The organism is Pseudomonas sp. Eqa60, assembly GCF_018326405.1.
GTDB classification, from domain to species: domain Bacteria; phylum Pseudomonadota; class Gammaproteobacteria; order Pseudomonadales; family Pseudomonadaceae; genus Aquipseudomonas; species Aquipseudomonas protegens.
Genome location: NZ_AP024342.1, coordinates 4117149 through 4137206, shown reverse-complemented (window position 1 = coordinate 4137206; position 20058 = coordinate 4117149). Strand labels below are relative to the sequence as shown.

At 60.6% G+C, this 20058-nt stretch carries 17 protein-coding genes and 1 tRNA gene; 8 read left to right on the top strand and 10 right to left on the bottom strand.

Going from position 1 to position 20058, the window contains the following annotated elements:
* Nucleotides 1-10 precede the first annotated feature (10 nt).
* The 5 genes from KI242_RS18725 to KI242_RS18705 all read right to left on the bottom strand — a co-directional run bounded on the left by KI242_RS18725 (nt 11) and on the right by KI242_RS18705 (nt 5699).
* Nucleotides 11-1033 carry an ABC transporter permease gene (locus KI242_RS18725; protein ID WP_041118786.1) on the bottom strand — a complete coding sequence of 341 codons (1023 nt, stop codon included), beginning with the start codon at nt 1031-1033 and terminating at the stop codon, nt 11-13.
* The gene (yejB, locus tag KI242_RS18720) at nt 1033-2097 is read right to left on the bottom strand and encodes a microcin C ABC transporter permease YejB (protein ID WP_011061848.1); all 1065 of its coding nucleotides are present in this window, start codon (nt 2095-2097) and stop codon (nt 1033-1035) included. Before yejB ends, KI242_RS18725 begins: the two co-directional genes overlap by 1 nt.
* The gene (locus tag KI242_RS18715; protein ID WP_053152398.1) at nt 2097-3959 is read right to left on the bottom strand and encodes an extracellular solute-binding protein; all 1863 of its coding nucleotides are present in this window, start codon (nt 3957-3959) and stop codon (nt 2097-2099) included. The genes yejB and KI242_RS18715 overlap by 1 nt, the downstream gene beginning before the upstream one ends.
* A 152-nt stretch (nt 3960-4111) precedes the next feature.
* The gene (locus tag KI242_RS18710; RefSeq protein ID WP_007924449.1) at nt 4112-4393 is read right to left on the bottom strand and encodes a peptidylprolyl isomerase; all 282 of its coding nucleotides are present in this window, start codon (nt 4391-4393) and stop codon (nt 4112-4114) included.
* Between the two features lie 214 nt (nt 4394-4607).
* Nucleotides 4608-5699: a 3-deoxy-7-phosphoheptulonate synthase gene (locus KI242_RS18705; RefSeq protein WP_015636012.1), complete on the bottom strand. Its 1092-nt coding sequence runs from the start codon at nt 5697-5699 to the stop codon at nt 4608-4610.
* Nucleotides 5700-6337: 638 nt separating this feature from the next.
* Between KI242_RS18705 and KI242_RS18700 the strand changes: the two genes are divergently transcribed.
* Together KI242_RS18700 and KI242_RS18695 are read left to right on the top strand one after the other, a co-directional pair.
* Complete coding sequence (locus tag KI242_RS18700; RefSeq protein ID WP_212805425.1) at nt 6338-7093, top strand: carbon-nitrogen hydrolase family protein; 756 nt, start codon at nt 6338-6340, stop codon at nt 7091-7093.
* Nucleotides 7093-7554, top strand: a complete 462-nt coding sequence (locus KI242_RS18695; RefSeq protein WP_011061844.1) for a GNAT family N-acetyltransferase — start codon at nt 7093-7095, stop codon at nt 7552-7554. Before KI242_RS18700 ends, KI242_RS18695 begins: the two co-directional genes overlap by 1 nt.
* Nucleotides 7555-7576: 22 nt before the next feature.
* Here KI242_RS18695 and KI242_RS18690 read toward each other — a convergent pair whose 3' ends face one another.
* The gene (locus KI242_RS18690; protein ID WP_011061843.1) at nt 7577-7807 is read right to left on the bottom strand and encodes a DNA-binding protein; all 231 of its coding nucleotides are present in this window, start codon (nt 7805-7807) and stop codon (nt 7577-7579) included.
* Between the two features lie 82 nt (nt 7808-7889).
* Between KI242_RS18690 and KI242_RS18685 the strand changes: the two genes are divergently transcribed.
* From KI242_RS18685 to KI242_RS18665, 5 genes are all read left to right on the top strand, one after another.
* Entirely contained in the window at nt 7890-8252 is a 363-nt protein-coding gene (locus KI242_RS18685) for a helix-turn-helix transcriptional regulator (protein WP_011061842.1), read from the top strand.
* Nucleotides 8253-8399: 147 nt separating this feature from the next.
* On the top strand, nt 8400-9041 hold the full coding sequence (uvrY, locus tag KI242_RS18680; protein ID WP_011061841.1) for a UvrY/SirA/GacA family response regulator transcription factor: 642 nt from the start codon (nt 8400-8402) through the stop codon (nt 9039-9041).
* A gap of 1 nt (nt 9042) precedes the next feature.
* Nucleotides 9043-10866, top strand: a complete 1824-nt coding sequence (gene uvrC / locus KI242_RS18675; RefSeq protein WP_011061840.1) for an excinuclease ABC subunit UvrC — start codon at nt 9043-9045, stop codon at nt 10864-10866.
* Between the two features lie 32 nt (nt 10867-10898).
* Nucleotides 10899-11459, top strand: a complete 561-nt coding sequence (gene pgsA, locus KI242_RS18670) for a CDP-diacylglycerol--glycerol-3-phosphate 3-phosphatidyltransferase (RefSeq protein WP_011061839.1) — start codon at nt 10899-10901, stop codon at nt 11457-11459.
* Between the two features lie 65 nt (nt 11460-11524).
* Nucleotides 11525-11600: transfer RNA gene (locus KI242_RS18665), tRNA-Gly, on the top strand.
* Between the two features lie 209 nt (nt 11601-11809).
* On the opposite strand, the gene KI242_RS18660 is transcribed toward KI242_RS18665, so the two are convergent.
* The gene (locus KI242_RS18660) at nt 11810-12715 is read right to left on the bottom strand and encodes a LysR substrate-binding domain-containing protein (protein WP_065364295.1); all 906 of its coding nucleotides are present in this window, start codon (nt 12713-12715) and stop codon (nt 11810-11812) included.
* Nucleotides 12716-12875: 160 nt separating this feature from the next.
* On the opposite strand from KI242_RS18660, the gene KI242_RS18655 reads away from it, so the two are divergent.
* The gene (locus tag KI242_RS18655) at nt 12876-15944 is read left to right on the top strand and encodes an FAD-binding and (Fe-S)-binding domain-containing protein (RefSeq protein WP_015636007.1); all 3069 of its coding nucleotides are present in this window, start codon (nt 12876-12878) and stop codon (nt 15942-15944) included.
* A gap of 103 nt (nt 15945-16047) precedes the next feature.
* Here KI242_RS18655 and KI242_RS18650 read toward each other — a convergent pair whose 3' ends face one another.
* The 3 genes from KI242_RS18650 to KI242_RS18640 all read right to left on the bottom strand — a co-directional run bounded on the left by KI242_RS18650 (nt 16048) and on the right by KI242_RS18640 (nt 19843).
* Nucleotides 16048-17658 (bottom strand): amidohydrolase family protein, encoded by a 1611-nt coding sequence (locus tag KI242_RS18650; protein ID WP_015636006.1) that lies wholly within the window; start codon nt 17656-17658, stop codon nt 16048-16050.
* A 98-nt stretch (nt 17659-17756) separates the two neighbouring features.
* On the bottom strand, nt 17757-18986 hold the full coding sequence (locus KI242_RS18645) for an MFS transporter (RefSeq protein WP_011061835.1): 1230 nt from the start codon (nt 18984-18986) through the stop codon (nt 17757-17759).
* A gap of 47 nt (nt 18987-19033) precedes the next feature.
* Nucleotides 19034-19843, bottom strand: a complete 810-nt coding sequence (locus tag KI242_RS18640) for an amidohydrolase family protein (RefSeq protein ID WP_225368690.1) — start codon at nt 19841-19843, stop codon at nt 19034-19036.
* Between the last annotated feature and the right edge of the window lie 215 nt (nt 19844-20058).

Sequence of the window (20058 nt, the reverse complement as noted above, 5' to 3'; positions counted from 1 at the left end):
ACAGTCCGCTTCAAGATCGAGGATCAAAGGCGTCGCGTAACGCCTCGCCGATGAACACCAGCAGCGAGAGGATCAGCGCCAGGGTGAAAAACGCCGTCAGCCCGAGCCACGGCGCCTGCAGGTTCTGCTTGCCCTGGCCGATCAATTCGCCCAGGGAGGCGCTGCCGGCGGGCATGCCGAAGCCGAGGAAGTCCAGGGCGGTGAGGGTCGAGATGGCCCCTGTGAGAATGAACGGCAGGTAGCTCAGGGTGGCGTTCATGGCGTTGGGCAGGATGTGCCGCAGGATCACCTTGCGGTCGCTCAACCCCAGGGCCCGGGCAGCCTTGACGTACTCCAGGTTGCGCCCGCGCAGGAACTCGGCGCGCACCACGTCCACCAGGGCCAGCCAGGAAAACAGCGCCATGATCCCCAGCAGCCACCAGAAGTTCGGCTCGACAAAGCCCGAGAGGATGATCAGCAGGTAGAGCACCGGCAACCCGGACCAGACCTCCAGCAAGCGCTGGCCCAGGAGGTCGACCCAGCCGCCGTAGTAGCCCTGCAGGGCGCCGGCGGCGATGCCGATCAGGGCGCTGATGGCGGTCAGGGCCAGGGCGAACAGGATTGACACCCGGGCGCCGTAGATCACCCGTGCCAGCACATCCCGGGCCTGGTCGTCAGTGCCCAGCCAGTTGACCTTGCTCGGCGGGCTGGGGGCCGGCTGGGTCAGGTCGTAGTTGGGGGTGTCTTCGCTGAAGGGCACCGGCGGGAACAGCAGCCAGCCACCGTCCTTGCGGATCAGCTGCTGCACGTAGTCGCTGCGGTAGTCGGCCTGGAACGGCAACTGGCCGCCGAATTCCTGTTCGGTGTAGCGCTTGAGCACCGGGAAATACAGCGAGCCCTGGTAGCTGACCACCAGCGGCTTGTCGTTGGCGATCAGCTCGCCGCCCAGGGTCAGGATGAACAGGCCGATGAACAGCCACAGCGACCACCAGCCGCGGCGGTTTTTCTTGAAACGGTCGAAGCGCCGGCGCGCCAGAGGAGAAAGCGTGAGCATCAGGCGTTCCTCGCGGCGAAGTCGATGCGCGGGTCGACCAGGGTGTAGCACAGGTCGCCGATGAGTTTTATCAAGAGGCCGAACAGGGTGAAGATGAACAGCGAGCCGAACACCACCGGGTAGTCCCTGGACACCGCGGCCTCATAGCTCATGCGCCCCAGGCCGTCGAGGGAGAAGATCACCTCGATCAGCAGGGAGCCGGCGAAGAACACGCTGATAAAGGCCTGGGGAATGCCCGAGACCACCAGCAGCATGGCGTTGCGGAACACATGCCCATACAGCACCCGGCGCTCGCTCAGGCCCTTGGCCCGGGCGGTGACCACGTACTGGCGGGTGATCTCGTTGAGGAAGGAGTTCTTGGTGAGGATGGTCAGGGTGGCGAAGCCGCCGATCACCAGGGAGCTGACCGGCAGTACCAGGTGCCAGAAGTAGTCGGCGACCTTGCCCAGGGTGCTCAACTGCTCGAAGTTGTCCGAGACCAGGCCGCGCACCGGGAACCAGTTCAGCGAGGTGCCGCCGGCGAACAGCACGATCAGGAACATGGCGAACAGGAAGGCCGGCATGGCGTAGCCGATGATGATCGCGGTGCTGCTCCAGATGTCGAAATGGCTGCCGTGGTGCACCGCCTTGCGGATCCCCAGGGGGATCGACACCAGGTAGGTGATCAGGGTCGCCCAGAGCCCCAGGGAAATGGTCACCGGCATCTTTTCCAGGATCAGGTCGGTGACCGTGGCGCCGCGAAAGAAGCTCTTGCCGAAGTCCAGCTGGGCGTAGTTCTTGAGCATCAGCCACAGGCGTTCATGGGCCGGCTTGTCGAAGCCGTACTGTTTCTCGATGTCCTGGATCAGCTTGGGGTCCAGGCCGCGGCTGGCCCGGGAGCCGCTGCTGCTCATGGCGTCGGCGGAGCCGCCGACAGCGGCGCCGCCACCGATGCCCTGCAGGCGGGCGATGGCCTGTTCCACCGGGCCGCCGGGGGCGGCCTGGACGATGACGAAGTTCACCAGAAGGATGATCAATAGCGTCGGGATGATCAGCAGCAGGCGCCGCAGAATGTAGGCCAGCATCAGTGGCGCCCTCCGGGTTTGCCACGGCGGATCAGCTCGGCGGCCATTTGTTCGTCGGTCAGTGCGCTGCTGCTGACTTCCCACCAGCTTTCGATGGCTTCATCGTTGCTCGCCGGCACCTTGGGGATGCCGAAGCGGTTCCACCACACCGTGGAGGTGCCGGGCGGGTAGTAGTTCGCAATCCAGTAGTAGTTCCACTGCAGCACCCGGTCCAGGGCATGGGCGTAGCGCAGCATCTCCGGCTGGCTGGTGGCCTTCACCAGGCCATTGACCAGGCTGTCCACGGCCGGGTTCTTGAGCACCATGTAGTTGTTGGAACCGGGGTCGTTGGCCGCGGCGGAGCCGAAGTAGTTGTACAGCTCCATGCCCGGCGAGGTGGTCACCGGGTAGCCGGTGACGATCATGTCGTAGTCCCGGGCCATCAGGCGGTTGACGTACTGGGCGGAGTCGATGCGGCGAATGTTCAGGCTGATGCCGATCTGCGCCAGGTTGCGCTTGTAGGGCAGTAGCAGGCGTTCGATGGAGCCCTGGGTGATCAGGAAAGTGAAGCTCAGGGGCTCGCCCTGGGCGTTCACCAGCTTGTCGCCCTCGGGCTTCCAGCCGGCCTGTTCCAGCAGGGCCAGGGCTTGCAGTTGCTTGTCGCGGATCACGCCGCTGCCGTCGGTTTTCGGCGCCTCGAAAACCTGGGTGAAGACCTCGTCGGGGATCTGCCCGCGCAGCGGTTCGAGGATCTTCAGCTCCTCGGCATCCGGCAGGCTGCGGGCCGCCAGGGCGGTGTTGGAGAAGAAACTCTGCTGGCGGATGTAGAGGTTGCGCATCATCTGCCGGTTGCTCCATTCGAAATCCCAGAGCATGGCCAGGGCCTGGCGCACCCGGCGGTCCTGGAACACTGGCCGGTCGAGGTTGAACACATAGCCCTGGGCCGGTTGCGGCGCCGATTGCGCCAGGTGGGCCTTTTGCAGGCGGCCGTCGTTCAGCGCCGGGCTGTCGTAGCCGATGGAATAGCCGGTGGCGGAAAACTCGCGGTTGTAGTCGTAGGCGCCGCCGCGCAGCACCTGGCGGGCGACGTCGATATCGCCGAAATACTCGACGCTGAAATGATCGAAGTTGTACAGGCCGCGGCTCACCGGCAGGTCCTTGCCCCACCAGTCGGGGTTGCGTGCGAAGGTGATGCTGTTGCCCGAGTCGACCTTGGCCACGCGGTAGGGGCCGCTGCCCAGGGGCGCTTCATAGCCGCCGCCATTGGCGAAGTCGCGACTCTTCCACCAGTGTTCGGGGAACACCGGCAGGGTCGCGATATCCAGGGGCAGGGTGCGGTTTTCGTTGCTTTTGAAGTCGAAGCGCACCACTCGTGGTGATTCCACGGTGACGCCTTTGACGTCGTCGAACTGGGTGCGGTAGCGCATGCTGCCCTGGGTCATCAGCAGGTCGTAGCTGTAGCGCACGTCTTCGGCGGTGATCGGCGTGTTGTCGGCAAAGCGCGCCTTGGGGTTGAGGTAGAAGCGCAGCCACAGGCCGTCTTCGGCACGCTCCATCTTTTCGGCCACCAGGCCGTAGACGGTGTAGGGCTCGTCCAGGGAGCGCTGGGCCAGGGGCGAATAGACCAGGCCGTCGAGCTGGGAGACACCGATGCCCTTGTCGATATAGGGCAGTACGTGGTCGAAGCGGCCGATTTCGATGGCCGAGCGGCGCAACGTCCCGCCTTTGGGGGCCTGGGGATTGACGTAGTCGAAGTGGCTGAAACCCTGGGGGTACTTGGCCGGTTCGCCATAGACGGTCATGGCGTGTTGCGGTGCGGCTTGGGCACCCGCGGCGCCCAACAGCAGGGCGGTGAAAAGCACGGTGGAGGAAAGCAGTCGCATTGTCAGCCTTAGGAGCCGGGTGATCGATGACCACGATTTGTACGCTAGCGGCGCGTGACTGGCCAGCCGCATCCGCTTTGGGCAGAGCCTGGCGCCCATGCGCAACGGCCCACCAAAAGGCGGGCCGTTGAGCAGACGCAGGCGCTTGGGGATCAGTCCTGGCGGCTGGTGACTTCCAGCAGGTGGTAGCCGAACTGGGTTTTCACCGGGCCTTGCACCACGTTTACCGGAGCGCTGAACACCACGGTGTCGAATTCCTTGACCATCTGGCCTGGGCCGAAGGAGCCCAGGTTGCCGCCGTCACGGCTGGAAGGGCAGGTGGAGTTCTTTTTCGCGACTTCGGCAAAGTCGGCGCCGGCTTCGATTTCGGCTTTGAGTTCGTTGCACTTGGCTTCGCTGGCAACCAGGATGTGACGGGCAGTGGCTTTGGCCATGGATGTTGCTCCTTTCAAGAAAGTTGAGAGCCTACCGGATTCAGGTGGCTATTTCTTCTCAAAGTTCCTTCAAGGCATTGCCGCCTGGCGCCTGCGGGGGACGAGTGGTGAGGGTCCTGTAGGGGCCGGCTTGCCGGCGAAGAGGTCCTTGGAGGAGACGCTGCTCTTGAGGACGCCTTCGCTGGCAAGCCAGCTCCTGCGGGGGCGGTGCTGCTCAGGCGGGGACGGCTGCGGCCTTGCCTGCGTGTCGCAGTTGTTGCGCGCCATTGCGCAGCAATTGTTCGGTGGCGTCCCAGCCCAGGCAGCCGTCGGTCACCGAAACGCCGTAGCGCAGGTTCGCGCTCAGGGGCTGGCAGCCTTCGAACAGGTGGCTTTCCAGCATCATCCCCATCAGCGAGGTATCGCCCTGCAAGCGCTGCTCCAGTACCTCGTTGAACACCGCCGGCTGACGCAGCGGGTCCTTGCCGCTGTTGGCGTGGCTGCAATCGACCATGATCCGCGCCGGGATCTTCAGCTTCTGCAGGTCCTGCTGGACCTGGGCCACGCTCTGGCGGTCGTAGTTGGGCCCGCGATGGCCACCGCGCAGCACCAGATGGGTGTCGGGGTTGCCTGGGGTCTGGATGACCGCCGGGTGGCCCTGGCTGTCGACGCCGAAGTGGCGGTGCGGGTGGGCCGCCGAGCGCATGGCGTCACAGGCGATAGCGACACCGCCGTCGGTGCCGTTCTTGAAACCCACGGGCATGTCCAGGCCGCTGGCCATCTCGCGGTGGATCTGCGATTCGGTGGTGCGCGCACCAATGGCGACCCAGCTCAGCAGGTCATCGAAGTAGCCGGCGGCCATGGGCTGCAACAGTTCGGTGGCAATCGGCAGGCCCAGGCGCAGCATCTCGCGCATCAGTTCACGGGACAGGTGCAGGCCGCCGGCCATGTCGTCGCTGCCATCCAGGCGGGGGTCGTAGGCCAGGCCTTTCCAGCCGACGGTGGTACGGGGCTTTTCCACGTAGGCGCGCATCACCAGCAGCATCTGGTCGCGCACTTCATCGGCCAGGCGGGCCAGGTTGGCGGCGTATTCCAGGGCCGATTGCGGGTCGTGGATGGAGCAGGGGCCGACGACTACCAGCAGGCGTGGGTCGCGACCTTCGAGGATGGCGCGCACCGCCTGGCGGTGAGCGGCGACTTGTTGGTTCAAGGCCAGGGACAGCGGCAGTTGCTGCTTGAGTTCCAGGGAGCTGGGCAGGCGCTGGGTCAGGGTTTCATTGGCGCTGACGTGGGCGGACAGGGGCAGGGCGGATACGGACGAGTTCATGTGCGGTCTTCCTGGGCGGGCGGCGGGTTATGTCCCGCGCGCGGCCCTACTGGGGTGTTCGACAATTGGCCGTACTGGCCATAAGTGTGCAATTGCCACCGGTAGGTGACCGATCGGAGGCGGCAGGCTGTCCCGAGCGGAGGCTGCTAAATCGCCAGGCGCAAAACATGTCGTAGCGGTAATAGGTGGAGTAGTTCATGGAGCAATCCTCAGTAAGTTCGGTGTGTCGCTGAAAGTCGTGGTTGAAAATGCAGTGCCGGAAAAAACAAAACCCCCGGTCGGGAGGCCGACCGGGGGTTGAGATTCTCTGGTAGGCGACCCGTTGAAGTGGGCGCCGCTTGGGTATCAGGCGCGCCAGTGGCTAAACCAATACCCAAAATAAAAGCTGGCCGGAGCCCGAGTGCCGTTGACCCAGGCAGCCGCGACCGAGCGCAGTGCGCTGGCAGTGTGGCGATGCAGGGAAGGGGTCTTGGACAACATGGGTTTCTCCGTAAAGTGGGGGCGAGCTTACTAGAGGCTGGTGCCGGGATTCAATCAGTAATTTCTATCGGCGCAGCACGCGGCGGCTATGGATTAAGCCTGCAGGGGATTTATGCCACACTCGCTGCTCCCGCCTGTTCGCCCTCCAAGGAATGTTCATGTCCGTGCTGACCCTCGCTGCTGCCCAAACGGTGTCCATCGCGGGCGATCTACTGGCCAACCTGGCCCGGCATCAGCGGTTGATGCAACTGGCAGCGGCGCAGGGCGTGCAGTTGCTGGTGTTTCCCGAGCTGTCGCTGACCGGCTACGAACCGCAACTGGCGGCCGAACTGGCGCTGATGCCGGATGCACCGCAGTTGCAGCCACTGCGGGATCTGGCCCGGGCGCTGGAACTGACGGCGGTGGTGGGGATGCCGATCCGCCTGTCTGTTGACGGGCCGGTGCTGATTGGCGCTCTGGTGCTGGGCGGCGACGGTTCGCTGGCGGTCTACACCAAGCAGCACCTGCATGCAGGAGAAGAGTGCGCTTTTGTCGCAGGCCAGGGCGGCACCCCTTTGCCTATCGGTGGCGAAACCGTGGCTTTGGCGGTCTGCGCGGACTTCTGCCACGCCAGCCATGTGCAGGCGGCGGCCGATGCCGGCGCCGGGATCTATGCTGCCGGGGTCTTGATCAGCGAAGGTGGCTACGCTGCCGATAGCGCGCAGCTCCAGGGATACGCCCAGGAACACGGGATGCTGGTGCTGATGGCCAACCACGGCGGCCCCAGCGGTGGTTGGGCCTGCGCCGGACGCAGCGCGGCCTGGGATGCCAGGGGCCGGTTGCTGGGCACCGTCGAGGGTGTGGGCGAGGCTTTGTTGATTGTCCAGGGTGGTACTGGGCAATGGCAGGCGCAAGTGCTGGAGGTGAGCCATTGATGGACGGCTTTTCATTACGCCCGGCGGTTGATTCGGACCTGGCGTTCGCCCGCGACCTGACCCGTTCCACCATGCTCGGCTATTACATTCGCAACGACTTGCTGTGGCAGGACGAAGCCTTCGATGTGGCCTGGGCCGGCCGCAGGAACCTGCTGATCTGCCAGGGTGCCCGGGTGCTGGGGTTTGTCAGCCTGAGCCGGGATGCGCAGGCGCTGTATGTCCGCGAATTGCATGTGCTGGAGGCTTTCCGGGGGCAGGGCGCCGGTGCCTGGACGCTGGAGCAGGTGCTGGAGCTGGCTCGCCAGGAGCGCCGAGGGTTGTTGCGCCTGACCGTGTTCAAGGGCAATCCCGCACAGCGGCTGTATGAGCGGATGGGGTTGCGGGTGGTGGGAGAGGATGATTGCTTCTGGCGCATGGAGCGCTTGTCTGATTCGCTTGCCGGAAGGCTTGGCGACGCCTGAGCGCAACGCCCTTCCGCAGGCTTTACTGTGCGTTGGGATCTATCGCGGGCGCATCCTCGAGGATGATGCCGTCCTTCATTCCCAGTAGCACCGCGACCTTGTGCGCTTCCCCTCGTTTGCCTTTCTTGCGGCCTGCCAGCACCTGATAGGTAGTGGCCGGGTCAACCCCGTGTTCACGAGCAAATTGTTGAACCGATTTACCTTGATGTTCCAGCCAGGCCTTGGCTTGTGCGGCAGTGCGGATACCGGGCATAGTTCAAAACCGTTCAAATTTGTTCAATGCTTGAAGAGTATGACACCCCCTTGGGGTGTATCAGATGGGATCATACATCCAAATGAGTGGAATCGGTTCGCGGTTGAGGCAGGAGCGAGAACGCCTGGGACTGTCGCAGAAAGTTTTTGGTGAAATAGGCGGGGTTGAAGCCAACGCCCAGGGTAAATATGAAAGTGGTGATCGTGCACCCAAGGCGGATTATCTGTCCCGGGTGGCGGCAAAAGGGGTGGATGTGCTGTATGTGCTGACCGGCAGCCGGATCCCGATCCAGAGCGGCGGGCTGAGTCAGACCGAGGAAAAGGTCCTGGATTGCTATCGGGCGCTGTTCAAGGAGGATCAGGATGCTATCTGCCGCCTGACCAGTACCCTGGCCGAGCTTTCGGCAAGCCAGGGCGAGAGGCGCAAGGCCCAGGTACGAGAGTGAGGGGCGCTGGCCTCTTTCGGTGCGCACGGGGGTAGGACCGTTATTGCGCCCGGATGTTTTTTATATAGCGCTTGTGATTAGGTTTGTACGCCGCTTTTTTGCTAAGGTGTCGGGCAACCTGTAAAGACCATATCGCGAGGTGTCTGCTTGATAAGGGTGCTAGTAGTCGATGACCATGATCTCGTTCGTACGGGCATTACACGAATGTTGGCTGACATCGATGGCCTGCAAGTAGTCGGGCAGGCGGAGTCAGGGGAAGAATCCCTGCTCAAGGCGCGGGAGCTGAAGCCCGATGTGGTCCTGATGGACGTCAAGATGCCAGGCATCGGCGGCCTCGAAGCCACGCGCAAACTGCTGCGCAGTCATCCGGACATCAAGGTCGTGGCGGTCACCGTCTGCGAGGAAGATCCCTTTCCTACCCGCTTGCTGCAAGCGGGTGCGGCGGGCTATCTGACCAAGGGCGCCGGTCTGAACGAAATGGTCCAGGCCATCCGCCTGGTATTTGCCGGCCAGCGCTATATCAGCCCGCAGATCGCTCAGCAATTGGTGTTCAAGTCATTCCAGCCTTCCAGTGATTCACCGTTCGACGCCCTGTCGGAACGGGAGATCCAGATTGCGCTGATGATTGTCGGCTGCCAAAAGGTGCAGATCATCTCCGACAAGCTGTGCCTGTCGCCTAAAACCGTGAATACCTACCGCTATCGCATTTTCGAGAAGCTCTCGATCAGCAGCGATGTCGAGTTGACGCTATTGGCGGTTCGTCACGGCATGGTTGATGCCAGCCTCTGAAATGACCGAACAGTTTGATCCCAGTGCCTTTCTTTCTACCTGCAGTGGCCGCCCCGGTGTGTATCGCATGTTCGACAGCGATGCACGCCTGCTTTACGTCGGTAAAGCCAAGAACCTGAAGAACCGGCTCTCCAGCTATTTCCGCAAGACCGGCCAGGCGCCGAAGACCGCCGCCCTGGTGGCGCGCATCGCGCAGATCGAAACCACCATCACCGCCAATGAAACCGAAGCGCTGCTGCTGGAGCAGACGCTGATCAAGGAATGGCGGCCGCCGTACAACATTCTCCTGCGCGACGATAAGTCCTACCCCTACGTGTTTCTTTCGGACGGCGACTTTCCGCGTTTCAGCATCCATCGCGGGGCGAAGAAGCAGAAGGGCAAGTATTTCGGCCCTTATCCCAGCGCCGGCGCCATCCGCGAAAGCCTCAGCCTGTTGCAGAAGACCTTCATGGTCCGCCAGTGCGAGGACAGCTACTACAAGAACCGTACGCGGCCCTGCCTGCAGTACCAGATCAAACGCTGCAAGGCGCCCTGCGTCGGCCTGGTGGAGCCTGAGGTCTATGCCGAGGACGTGCGCCACTCGGTGATGTTCCTGGAGGGGCGCAGCAATGCCCTGACCGACGAACTCTCCACCGCCATGGAAGCCGCCGCCAGCACCCTGGATTTCGAAAAGGCCGCCGAACTGCGGGACCAGATCTCCCTGCTGCGTCGGGTCCAGGACCAGCAGAGCATGGAAGGTGGCACGGGCGATGTGGATGTGGTGGCGGCCTTCGTCAACCCTGGCGGCGCCTGTGTGCACCTGATCAGCGTGCGCGGCGGCCGGGTACTGGGCAGCAAGAACTTCTTTCCCCAGGTGGGTATCGAGGAGGACGTGGCCGAAGTCATGTCGGCGTTTCTCGGCCAGTATTTTGTCAGCAGCCCGGAACGCGACCTGCCTTCCGAGTTGATCGTCAACGTGGTCCATGAGGACTTCCCGACCCTGATCGCCGCCATCGACGAGCTGCGCGGGCGCGAGTTGACCATCAGCCACCGGGTACGCGGTACCCGCGCCCGCTGGCAGCAACTGGCGGTAACCAACGCCGAGCAGGCCCTGAGCGCGCGCCTGGCCAACCGCCAGCACGTGGCCGCACGTTTCGAAGCCCTGGCCGAGGTGCTGAACCTGGACGAGCCGCCGCAGCGCCTGGAGTGCTACGACATCAGCCATTCCAGCGGCGAGGCCACTGTAGCCTCCTGCGTGGTATTCGGGCCGGAAGGGCCGCTGAAGTCCGACTACCGGCGCTACAACATCGAAGGCGTGACCGCCGGCGACGACTACGCCGCCATGCACCAGGCCCTGACCCGGCGCTTCAGCAAGCTCAAGGACGGCGAGGGCAAGCTGCCGGACATCCTTCTGGTGGACGGCGGCAAGGGCCAGCTGTCCATGGCTCGGGATGTGCTCAATGAGCTGGCGGTGCCGGACCTGATCCTGCTCGGCGTGGCCAAGGGCGCGACCCGCAAGGCCGGATTCGAAACCCTGTACCTGAACGACGCAGCCCATGAATTCACCCTCAAGGGTGACTCGCCGGCGCTGCACCTGATCCAGCAAATCCGCGATGAGGCTCACCGCTTCGCGATCACCGGTCACCGCGCACGGCGTGGCAAGACCCGGCGTACCTCGACCCTGGAAGGGGTGGCGGGCGTCGGGCCGAAGCGTCGGCGGGACCTTCTCAAACATTTTGGTGGATTGCAGGAACTGTCCCGTGCAAGCATCGACGAGATTGCCAAAGCACCGGGAATCAGTAAAAAGCTCGCAGAGTTGATTTATGCAAACCTGCACAGCGAGTAGAATGCCCAATCACCTCGTAGCCAGTTGTGCCGATGAATATCCCTAATCTGATCACCGTTCTACGCGTCCTGCTCATCCCGATTTTCATTTTGCTGTTCTATTTGCCCTATAGCTGGAGCTACATGGCCGCCAGTTCGGTGTTTGCCTTCGCGGCCGCCACCGACTGGCTGGACGGCTACCTGGCGCGGCGCCTGCAGCAGAGCACGCCGTTCGGTGCGTTCCTCGACCCGGTGGCCGACAAGCTGATGGTGGCGGTGGCCCTGGTGCTGCTGGTGCAGGAGCATCACAACCTGTGGCTGACCTTGCCCGCCGCGGTGATCATCGGTCGTGAAATCGTCATCTCGGCGCTGCGCGAGTGGATGGCCGAGCTCGGCGCCCGCGCGCAGGTGGCGGTGTCGAACATGGGCAAGTGGAAAACGGCGGCGCAAATGCTGGCGCTGGTGATTTTGCTGGCCAATCCCTCGGACTTCAGTTTCTGGGTGCTGGTAGGTTACGCCTTGCTGTTGGCGGCAGCGGGCCTGACCCTGTGGTCCATGCTGCAGTATCTGCGAGCCGCCTGGCCGCACCTGAAAACTGATAACGAGAAAAAATAAGTTTTTTTGAATCAAAGGCTTGACGCGCATTCGGATTTCTATAGAATGCGCAACACCAAGACGTTGCGGGAATAGCTCAGTTGGTAGAGCACGACCTTGCCAAGGTCGGGGTCGCGAGTTCGAGTCTCGTTTCCCGCTCCAAACATAGCGCTGCAGAGTTCCACGAATTCTGCAGCGATCAAAAAAAGGACCTTCGGGTCCTTTTTTCGTTTCTGCGGGCTTCACTGAAATCCAGCACCATCCAGCGCCTTCAAATCCAGGAATTGAGTCCTTCTCAAAAGGCTTGAATCCGGGCAGCGCTGAATCGGTTCGTTGCTGGAGCGGTGATGAACATCCGGCCCCTGGCCTGTTCAGTCGCTCACGATGGCGCTCTCGGATAACAGCCAGGCGCTGAATGTTTCAAGCGCCGGATAATGCTGATAGCGCGCCGCGCAGGTCAGATAGTAATTGCGACCGCTTTCCATAGGGCCAAACAGTTTTACCAGTGCCCCGGATTTGATTTCGTCTTGCACCAGAATATCGGGAACCAGCCCAATGCCGACGCCAGCGGATACCGCCTGTATAAGGTGGGCCGTGAGCTCAAAGCTTGGGCCTGTCCGCATTTTCTGGTGGTCCAGTTTGTTGAGGTCAAACCAATCGGACCAGCTATTGGGTCGAGAAACGACATTCAACAACAAATGATTGGTGACATCGTTGAGCGACATCTCAAGGCTGTCCGGCAGCGCTTTGGGGCTGGCGACAACCACCAGTTTTTCTTGTAGCAAAAGGTGCGATACGTAGCCCGGCCAGTCGCCTTTTCCCGCGTAGATGATGGCCTGCATGTCGCTCACGCTGGATGGGTTGTCGGCGTGAATGATCCTCGAGTGGACGTGCACCAGGCTCCTGGGATGACGCGCATAAAATTCATGCATTTTGGGCAGCAGCCATTTTGAACCGAAGGTCGGCAGTACCGCGAGGTTCAATGGGCCTTCTTCCTCCTTGAAGGCAATTGTCTGCAGGGTAGCGCTTCGAATTCGGCCCAGTGCGGCAGTGAGTTCATGCTGGTAAAGCGCGCCGGCAGCGGTGAGTTCGATTCTTCTTCCCTCACGTTTGAACAGCGAGACCTCAAGCTGTGATTCCAGAGCCTGCACTTGCCGGCTGACAGCGCTTTGAGTCAGGGCAAGTTCGTCTGCCGCTTTGGTAAAGCTGCAATGTCGGGCTGCTGCCTCGAAAGCGATCAGCAGGGACATCGAGGGGGTCAGTCTTCGTGGGTTCATTCATAAAGCTCATGGAAAAGCTGCAGGTTTTACGTTTGTGTGAATTGTCTTGTCCCCACAAAATCGGTGGAAAGGCCTTTGTCCTGAGCCAGGCCTCGGGCTAGGAAGCATACATAACGAGAATGCTCAGATTAGCCGTATCGCCGCTAGGAATTCCACCATGATTGCCAGGTTGCCTCCCCACGAAACTAAAAACGAACCCTGTGAGTTGTTCCTGGCTCGCCTTGAGAAAGAAGGATTCCAGGGTGAAATTGCTCGCGATCATGCTGTGAGGACAGTACTGGCAACCGACAACTCGATCTATCAGCGTCTGCCTCAAGCCGCGGTGTTCCCCAGAAATGTGCAAGATGTCGAGCTCTTGGCCCGCCTTGCGGCGCTGGCGTCGTTCAGTTCGGTGGTGCTCACGCCGCGTGGCGGCGGAACCGGAACCAATGGCCAATCGTTGACGAGCGGCGTTGTGGTGGATCTGTCGCGTCATATGCACGGCATCCTTGAGATCAACGTCGAGGAGCGCTGGGTGCGTGTGCAAAGCGGTGTGGTCAAGGACCAGCTCAATGCAGCGTTGAAACCGCACGGACTGTTTTTTGCACCGGAGTTGTCGACGTCGAATCGGGCCACGATCGGCGGGATGATAAATACCGACGCAAGCGGTCAGGGAAGCTGTACCTACGGAAAAACCCGTGACCACGTCCTGGCGCTTTCTACCATTCTGATAGGCGGGGAGCGGCTCGATAGTGCAGTCCTGGAGCGAGATTGCTGGCAGGCGCAAGCACATCGCGACGACAAGGTTGGGGCAATTTATCGATGTGCTTCGCAGATCGCCCATGATTACGCCGAACTCATCGAGCATACCTTTCCCAAGTTGAACCGTTGCTTGACGGGATATGACCTGGCGCATCTGCGTGAGCCGAATGACCGATTCAATCTGAACAGTGTCCTGTGTGGGTCCGAAGGCTCACTGGGTTTCATTGTTGAAGCCACGCTGAATGTGTTGCCCATTCCCAAGTACTCGATCCTTGTCAACGTACGTTACGCGGGCTTCATGGATGCATTGCGCGATGCCAAGGCGTTGATGCAGCTCGAGCCATTGTCCATCGAGACGGTCGACTCCAAGGTCCTCGGGCTGGCCATGAACGACATCGTCTGGCACGGAGTCGCCGAGTACTTTCCCCAAGACCCCGATGTGCCAACCCTGGGAATCAACCTGGTGGAGTTCAGCGGCGACGATGAGGAAGTGGTTCAGCTGCGTGTTCATGAGTTTGTCCGGCACCTTCAGCAGGACACCAGTGTGGTGCGATTGGGGCACACCCTTGCCATCGGTGCAGAGGCATTGAAGCGGGTTTACGCGATGCGCAAGCGTGCGGTGGGGCTGCTGGGGAATGTCAAAGGTTCCGCCAGGCCCCAGCCGTTCGTTGAAGATACTGCGGTTCCTCCCGAGAACCTGGCTGATTTCATTGCGCAATTTCGGGCGCTTTTGGATAGCCATGGTTTGGAATATGGCATGTTCGGCCACGTTGACGCCGGGGTCCTGCATGTGCGGCCGATTCTGGATATGAAAGACCCCGCTCAGGCGGCCTTAATCCAGCCCATTTCCGATGCCGTCGCCGAGCTGACGCAAAAGCACGGTGGCTTGCTCTGGGGGGAGCATGGCAAAGGGTTGAGGTCGCAATATGTGCCGGACTACTTCGGCGAACTCTATCCGGCGCTGCAGGAACTCAAGTCGGCTTTTGACCCGTACAACCAACTCAACCCGGGAAAAATCGCCACGCCACACACGCTACCTGACGCTCGGTTGACTCGAGTTGATGAGGTCACGTTGCGCGGCGAGCTGGATCGTACGATTGATGAGCGGGTGTGGTTGCATTACGACGCCGCGGTCCATTGCAACGGCAATGGCGCCTGCTACAACTTCGACCCCGATGACGCCATGTGCCCTTCCTGGAAGGGCACTCGAAATAGAATTCACTCGCCCAAGGGGCGCGCTTCTCTGGTCCGGGAGTGGCTGCGCTTGCAGGGGCAGCAAGGTGTCGATGTGTTGGTTTCACAAGGGGCTCGCCCTTTAGCGGCCACGGTGATCCGCTTCGCCAGGCGTGCTGCCAATACGGTTGCGCACAAGATGGGCCAGAAAGACTTTTCCCATGAGGTCTACGAGGCGATGGCAGGGTGCCTCGCCTGCAAGTCCTGTGCGGGTCAGTGCCCGGTGAAAGTCAACGTGCCCGACTTTCGCTCGCGATTCCTCGAGCTATACCACAGCCGATATCTGCGCCCATTGAAGGATTACCTCATCGGTTCTCTGGAGTACACGATTCCCTACTTGGCCCGTGTGCCGCGCTTGTACAACGGGATCATCGGTTCTGGGATGGTGGGGGCGTTTCTTCGGCGCGTTGCCGGTATGGTCGACAGCCCGCTGCTGAGCTTGCTGAATTTTGATGACGTTTGCCGCCGCTGGAAGGTGCGCGTGGCGTCGCCAGCGCTTCTTGAAGGGCTGGACGAGGCGCAGCGTAAACGCAGCGTTATTCTCGTGCTGGACGCCTTCACCCGTTATTTCGAGACACCGCTGCTCGCGGACTGGATCGAGTTGATTTCCAGGCTCGGGTTTGAGGTGTACATCGCGCCGTTCGCGGCCAATGGCAAGCCGCTGCAGGTTCAGGGCTTTCTAAAGGCATTCGAACAAGCCGCGCATTTCAACGCCCGATCGCTTCGCGAATTGCATCAATATCAGATTCCGTTGGTGGGGCTTGATCCAGCGATGACCTTGGTTTACCGCCAGGAGTACGTCAAGACCCTGGGTGAGGACCAGGCCCCAGCGGTGCTGCTGCCGCAGGAATGGCTTGTGGAGGTGCTTGTGCAATCAGCGGTGAGCGCCGACGAAGGTACTTACTACTTCCTGCCGCACTGCACCGAGAAAACCAACGAGCCGGGCAGTGTGGGCCTGTGGCAGACGATCTATGCGCGAGTCGGCTTGAGGTTGCAGGTGCAAGCCAGTGGGTGTTGTGGAATGTCCGGAACCTACGGGCACGAAACACAAAATGCCGAGACGTCCGAGGTTATTTACCGACAGTCCTGGGGGCCATTGGTGGCCCGTCTTAATGGGGCAGGGCGCCTGCTGGCGGATGGGTACTCGTGTCGAAGCCAGGTCAAGCGCAAGGACGGGCAGCTTGTCCTGCACCCGCTCCAGGCGTTGCTGAGGTTCCTGCGCGACACCGCCACCCCATCTTCAGGATGCTGATTGGCGCGAGCCTGAGGCGGCTTGGCCGCCTCGCGTTTCTCCAAGTATTGATTGGAGGCCATCGGCCCAGCGAAAACCGATGTGCGCAGATCGTCGAGCGGTATCAGAACCCATAGAGCTTTGCAGGGTTATCAACCAAAATCTGCTTGATGAGCGCGTCATCGTTTTCAACCCAGTTAAACAGCATCTCCAGCAGACTGGCATCGTTGGGCATGGGTACCGGTATACAAGGATGTGGCCAGTCGCTCGCCCACAGTAAGCGGTTTGGATTCGCTTCGATCAACGCCCGAGCGTAGGGCGTTACGTCGTCGTAAGGGAAGTCCTTCGATGCTGTAAAGCGATAAGCCCCCGAAAGCTTGACCCACACACGACCTTCTTTTAACAGCCGCAGCAGGTCGGTGAATCCTGGATGGCCCAGCCCGCAACTGGTGGGCATGTGCCCCATGTGGTCGATGACGACTGCGACGGGCAGGCTGGCCACGGTCTCGTACAAGTCGGCGAACTCGGTGATATCGATCAGTAGCTGTAGGTGCCAGCCAAGTGGCGCGACTTTTTCTGCCAGCGCTGCAACATCCGATACCTCGACACCGCTTTTGAAGATCAGGTTGACGCGCACGCCGCGCACCCCGAGGCGATGCATTGCCCACAAGGTTTCTGTATCGGTATCGGCATCGATCACCACAACGCCGCGGAATGCGCTGCCCGCTTCTTTCAGTGCCGCGAGCGTTGTGCTGTTGTCCGCCCCATAGACGCTGGGTTGGACGATGACCCCGCGACTTAGCCCCAGGGTTTTTTGGACGCGTTGAAATGCCTCCAGTGGAGCGGGCGGCGGCGTGTAGGAGCGGTGAGGAGAGAAGGGTTGGCCATTCTCGTCACCAAAAACGTGGAAGTGGCAGTCGCACGCGCCGTCAGGCAAGGTGCGTGGCAATGTACGAGGTTCAGGGTCCGGGCCTGCGCATTGCGGTGCGTAGGTCTCTCCCAGCGAACTCATCCGAGTGATTTCCCAACCTTGCAATCCTCGCAATCCGTTGCGTTCGGCGGAGTTGATGATTTGTTGCCAGGTGACTCGTCTGGCAAGGTCGGGATCGCCGAGCCTGATCGCTTCGAAGATCGCCTGATGCTCAGCCAGTAGCGTCTCGCCAAGGTCGCTGGAGCGAACCAGGTGGTTCTCCAGTAACGCCGCTTCGTAGACGTGGCTGCACAGAAAAATGATGAAGTTGCGAAAGTATTCATTGCCTGTGGCATCGGCAATTGCGCGCTTGAACTGCAGGCTGTGTTCCACCATGTCCTGACGGTTTTGGATACTGGCGCGCAGGGTGTCCAGTGCCGCTTCAATCTTGTTCAACTGACTGAGTGACCGGCGTCTGGCGGCCATGGCGGCCGCGGCGACTTCGAGGTCCAGGCGCAGCTCATACAGTTGACGCAGCTTGGTGCTATCGGTGAGCTCCTCTTGAGTTATCCGGAAGCTGCTTTGGTTGGCTTCGGTTGCAACAAATACCCCAAGCCCCTGGCGACTGACGACGAGGCCGGCCGAATTGAGCCGAGCGACAGCTTCACGCACTACATTTCGGCTAACGGCAAAAGCCTCTGCCAACCGGCTTTCCGTGGGGATGCGATCACCTGGGCGGAGTCGACCTTCACGTATTTCGCTTTCCAGGTGACGAAAAATTTCAACCGAGAAGTGATCGCGTCGGCCAATTGCTTTTATAGTCATTTTACTCAGTCATCAAATGTCAGTTTCAAAAGCTTGAAACGTCAAACGCCCACGTAACGAACATTGCGTGGGCGTTACTCTAACAAATGATGGCTGGCTCAGTGTAATTGCTTGCCCTTGGTTTCCGGGAGGAAGAAGGTCACCACCAGGACAAGGCAGTAGGCTCCTCCCGCGAAGATCGCGATGGCGGTGCCGAGGCTGTATTTGGCGCTTATAAAGCCTACGAGTCCGGGAAACAGAGCGCCTACCGCTCGCCCAAAGTTATAGGAGAATGCCTGGCCATTGGCCCTCACTGCTGAAGGATAAAGCTCAGTCAAAAAGGCGCCCATGCCGCTGTAGATACCTGAAGCTGCGAAGCCCAGTGGAAAGCCGAGAAACAGCATTTGAGTGTTGGTCAAGTTCAGCTGCATGTAGCAGACCACACTGATGGCCGACAGAACGGCGAAGATGATGAAGTTGGGGCGGCGCCCCAGGCGGTCAGACAGGAAGGCGCCGCAGACATAGCCAAAGAATGAACCGATGATGACCACCATCAGATAGCTACCGGTGCCAAAGACCGACAGGCCCTTTTCCAGTTTCAGATAGGCTGGCAACCACGTGGTGATTGCGTAGTAGCCACCTTGAACGCCCATGCAGAGCAGGGCGGATAGCAGCGTGGTGCGCAGGAGCGAGGGTGAGAAAATGTGCCAGAAAGGAACCGAGTTGCCTGTTTCGCTCTGGTGCTTTTTAGTCCGCAGGAATACCTCGGGCTCTGGTACATATTTACGAATGTAGAGGACCAGAAGTGCCGGAACGATGCCGATCCAAAACAGCGAACGCCAGGCAATATCTTCGGGAAGCAAGCTGAAAGACAGTGTGTAGAGCAGTGCGGCGGCGCCCCAGCCAATGGCCCATCCGCTTTGCACGATACCCACGGCTTTGCCGCGATGTTGCGCTCGAACCATTTCGCCGATCAGTACCGATCCCACGGCCCACTCACCTCCGAACCCGAGCCCCTGCAGTGCCCGAAGGACAAATAACTGTTCGAAGTTTTGCGCAAAGCCGATCAATACGGTGCAGATCGAGAACCACAGAATACTGATCTGCAGCAACCGCACACGACCGTATCGGTCTGCCAGAATGCCCGCTCCCCATCCGCCAATGGACGAGAAAAGTAACGTCACGGTACTCAGTAGCCCCACTGAACCCTTGTCAATGTGCCAAAGGGTCATCAGCGAGGCGATGACAAAGGTGAACACCATGAAATCCAGGGCGTCCAAGGCCCAGCCACCAAATGCGGAATAGAAGGTGCGTTTTTCAACGGTATTAAGTTCGCTAAACCAACTCATTATTATTCTCCGGGCAGCACCGCAGTTCTGCTTGGTTATTGTTTTTGTTATTTGAAGTCGTACAGGGCGCCAGGGTTATCAACCAGAATGCTCTGTCGTTGGCGTTCGCTGGGCGCCCATGAAAGCAAGCGATCCAGCAATGAACTTGTGTCGGGCGTACTTTCGAGTGCTACGTGAGGCCAGTCGCTGCCCCACACCATTCGTTCCGGGGCAACGGCCAGCAAGGCATGGGCGAGCGCATCTGTATCGGCATAGTCCGGACGCTGATCACTCAGGCGGTAAGCGCCCGACAACTTGACCCACCAACCGTGCTCCGCCACGTTCCTCAGCAGCAACTCAAACCCCGCTTCCTTAATGCCCAGATGGGCCGGGAAGTGCCCGAAGTGATCAATCACGACAGCGCAAGGCAACTTGGCCATCCGAGCCTCAATCTCACTTAGAAGCCGAACATCAATCAGAAACTGCATATGCCAGCCAAGGTCGGCAATTCGATGGGCAAGGTGCTCCATCAAGTCCAGATTCACTCCGCCTCGAAACAGAACGTTGATGCGAACACCACGCACACCCAAGGCATGCATATGCGCCAGTTCGTCGTCGCCAACGTGTTCGTCTACTACCGCGACCCCTCTCAGTTGGTCCTGATGACGTTGCAACACTTCGAGCATGTACCGGTTATCGGTGCCATAGACGCTCGGCTGCACCAAAACCCCTCGCTGCATCCCCATCGCCCGCAACACCTCCAGATACAGCGCCTCAGGTGCCGGAGGCGGGGTGTAGCTACGGTCGGGTACCAGTGGATAGCGTTCAAGATCGCCGGAGATTACGTGTGCATGGGTGTCGCATGCCCCGGCCGGCATTACGAAGCTCGGGGCCCGGACCTCTGCTCCAGGGGGCGCGCACAAAGGCGGCGAGTCGGTGGCGGGTCGCAAGTGAGACATGGATTTCATCCCCTCGACAGCCTTTCGCGCGTCATCACGGTTGAAAAGCGGCACTTGTTAGTTGTTGGTTGTTGGTTGTCCTACAAGTGCTGGCATGTTGAGTTTTTGCCTCTGCCTTGTCAATGCGTGCAGGC

Excerpts from the sequence above, each read along its gene's own strand:
- KI242_RS18695 (WP_011061844.1), top strand. The coding sequence starts at position 7,093 with ATGGACGGCTTTTCATTACGCCCGGCGGTTGATTCGGACCTGGCGTTC.
- KI242_RS18705 (WP_015636012.1), bottom strand. The coding sequence starts at position 5,699 with ATGAACTCGTCCGTATCCGCCCTGCCCCTGTCCGCCCACGTCAGCGCC.
- KI242_RS18645 (WP_011061835.1), bottom strand. The coding sequence starts at position 18,986 with ATGAGTTGGTTTAGCGAACTTAATACCGTTGAAAAACGCACCTTCTAT.
- KI242_RS18690 (WP_011061843.1), bottom strand. The coding sequence starts at position 7,807 with ATGCCCGGTATCCGCACTGCCGCACAAGCCAAGGCCTGGCTGGAACAT.
- KI242_RS18700 (WP_212805425.1), top strand. The coding sequence starts at position 6,338 with ATGTCCGTGCTGACCCTCGCTGCTGCCCAAACGGTGTCCATCGCGGGC.
- pgsA (WP_011061839.1), top strand. The coding sequence starts at position 10,899 with ATGAATATCCCTAATCTGATCACCGTTCTACGCGTCCTGCTCATCCCG.
- KI242_RS18640 (WP_225368690.1), bottom strand. The coding sequence starts at position 19,843 with ATGCCGGCCGGGGCATGCGACACCCATGCACACGTAATCTCCGGCGAT.
- KI242_RS18710 (WP_007924449.1), bottom strand. The coding sequence starts at position 4,393 with ATGGCCAAAGCCACTGCCCGTCACATCCTGGTTGCCAGCGAAGCCAAG.
- KI242_RS18660 (WP_065364295.1), bottom strand. The coding sequence starts at position 12,715 with ATGAACCCACGAAGACTGACCCCCTCGATGTCCCTGCTGATCGCTTTC.
- KI242_RS18650 (WP_015636006.1), bottom strand. The coding sequence starts at position 17,658 with ATGACTATAAAAGCAATTGGCCGACGCGATCACTTCTCGGTTGAAATT.
- KI242_RS18655 (WP_015636007.1), top strand. The coding sequence starts at position 12,876 with ATGATTGCCAGGTTGCCTCCCCACGAAACTAAAAACGAACCCTGTGAG.
- KI242_RS18685 (WP_011061842.1), top strand. The coding sequence starts at position 7,890 with ATGAGTGGAATCGGTTCGCGGTTGAGGCAGGAGCGAGAACGCCTGGGA.
- uvrC (WP_011061840.1), top strand. The coding sequence starts at position 9,043 with ATGACCGAACAGTTTGATCCCAGTGCCTTTCTTTCTACCTGCAGTGGC.
- KI242_RS18725 (WP_041118786.1), bottom strand. The coding sequence starts at position 1,033 with ATGCTCACGCTTTCTCCTCTGGCGCGCCGGCGCTTCGACCGTTTCAAG.
- KI242_RS18715 (WP_053152398.1), bottom strand. The coding sequence starts at position 3,959 with ATGCGACTGCTTTCCTCCACCGTGCTTTTCACCGCCCTGCTGTTGGGC.
- yejB (WP_011061848.1), bottom strand. The coding sequence starts at position 2,097 with ATGCTGGCCTACATTCTGCGGCGCCTGCTGCTGATCATCCCGACGCTA.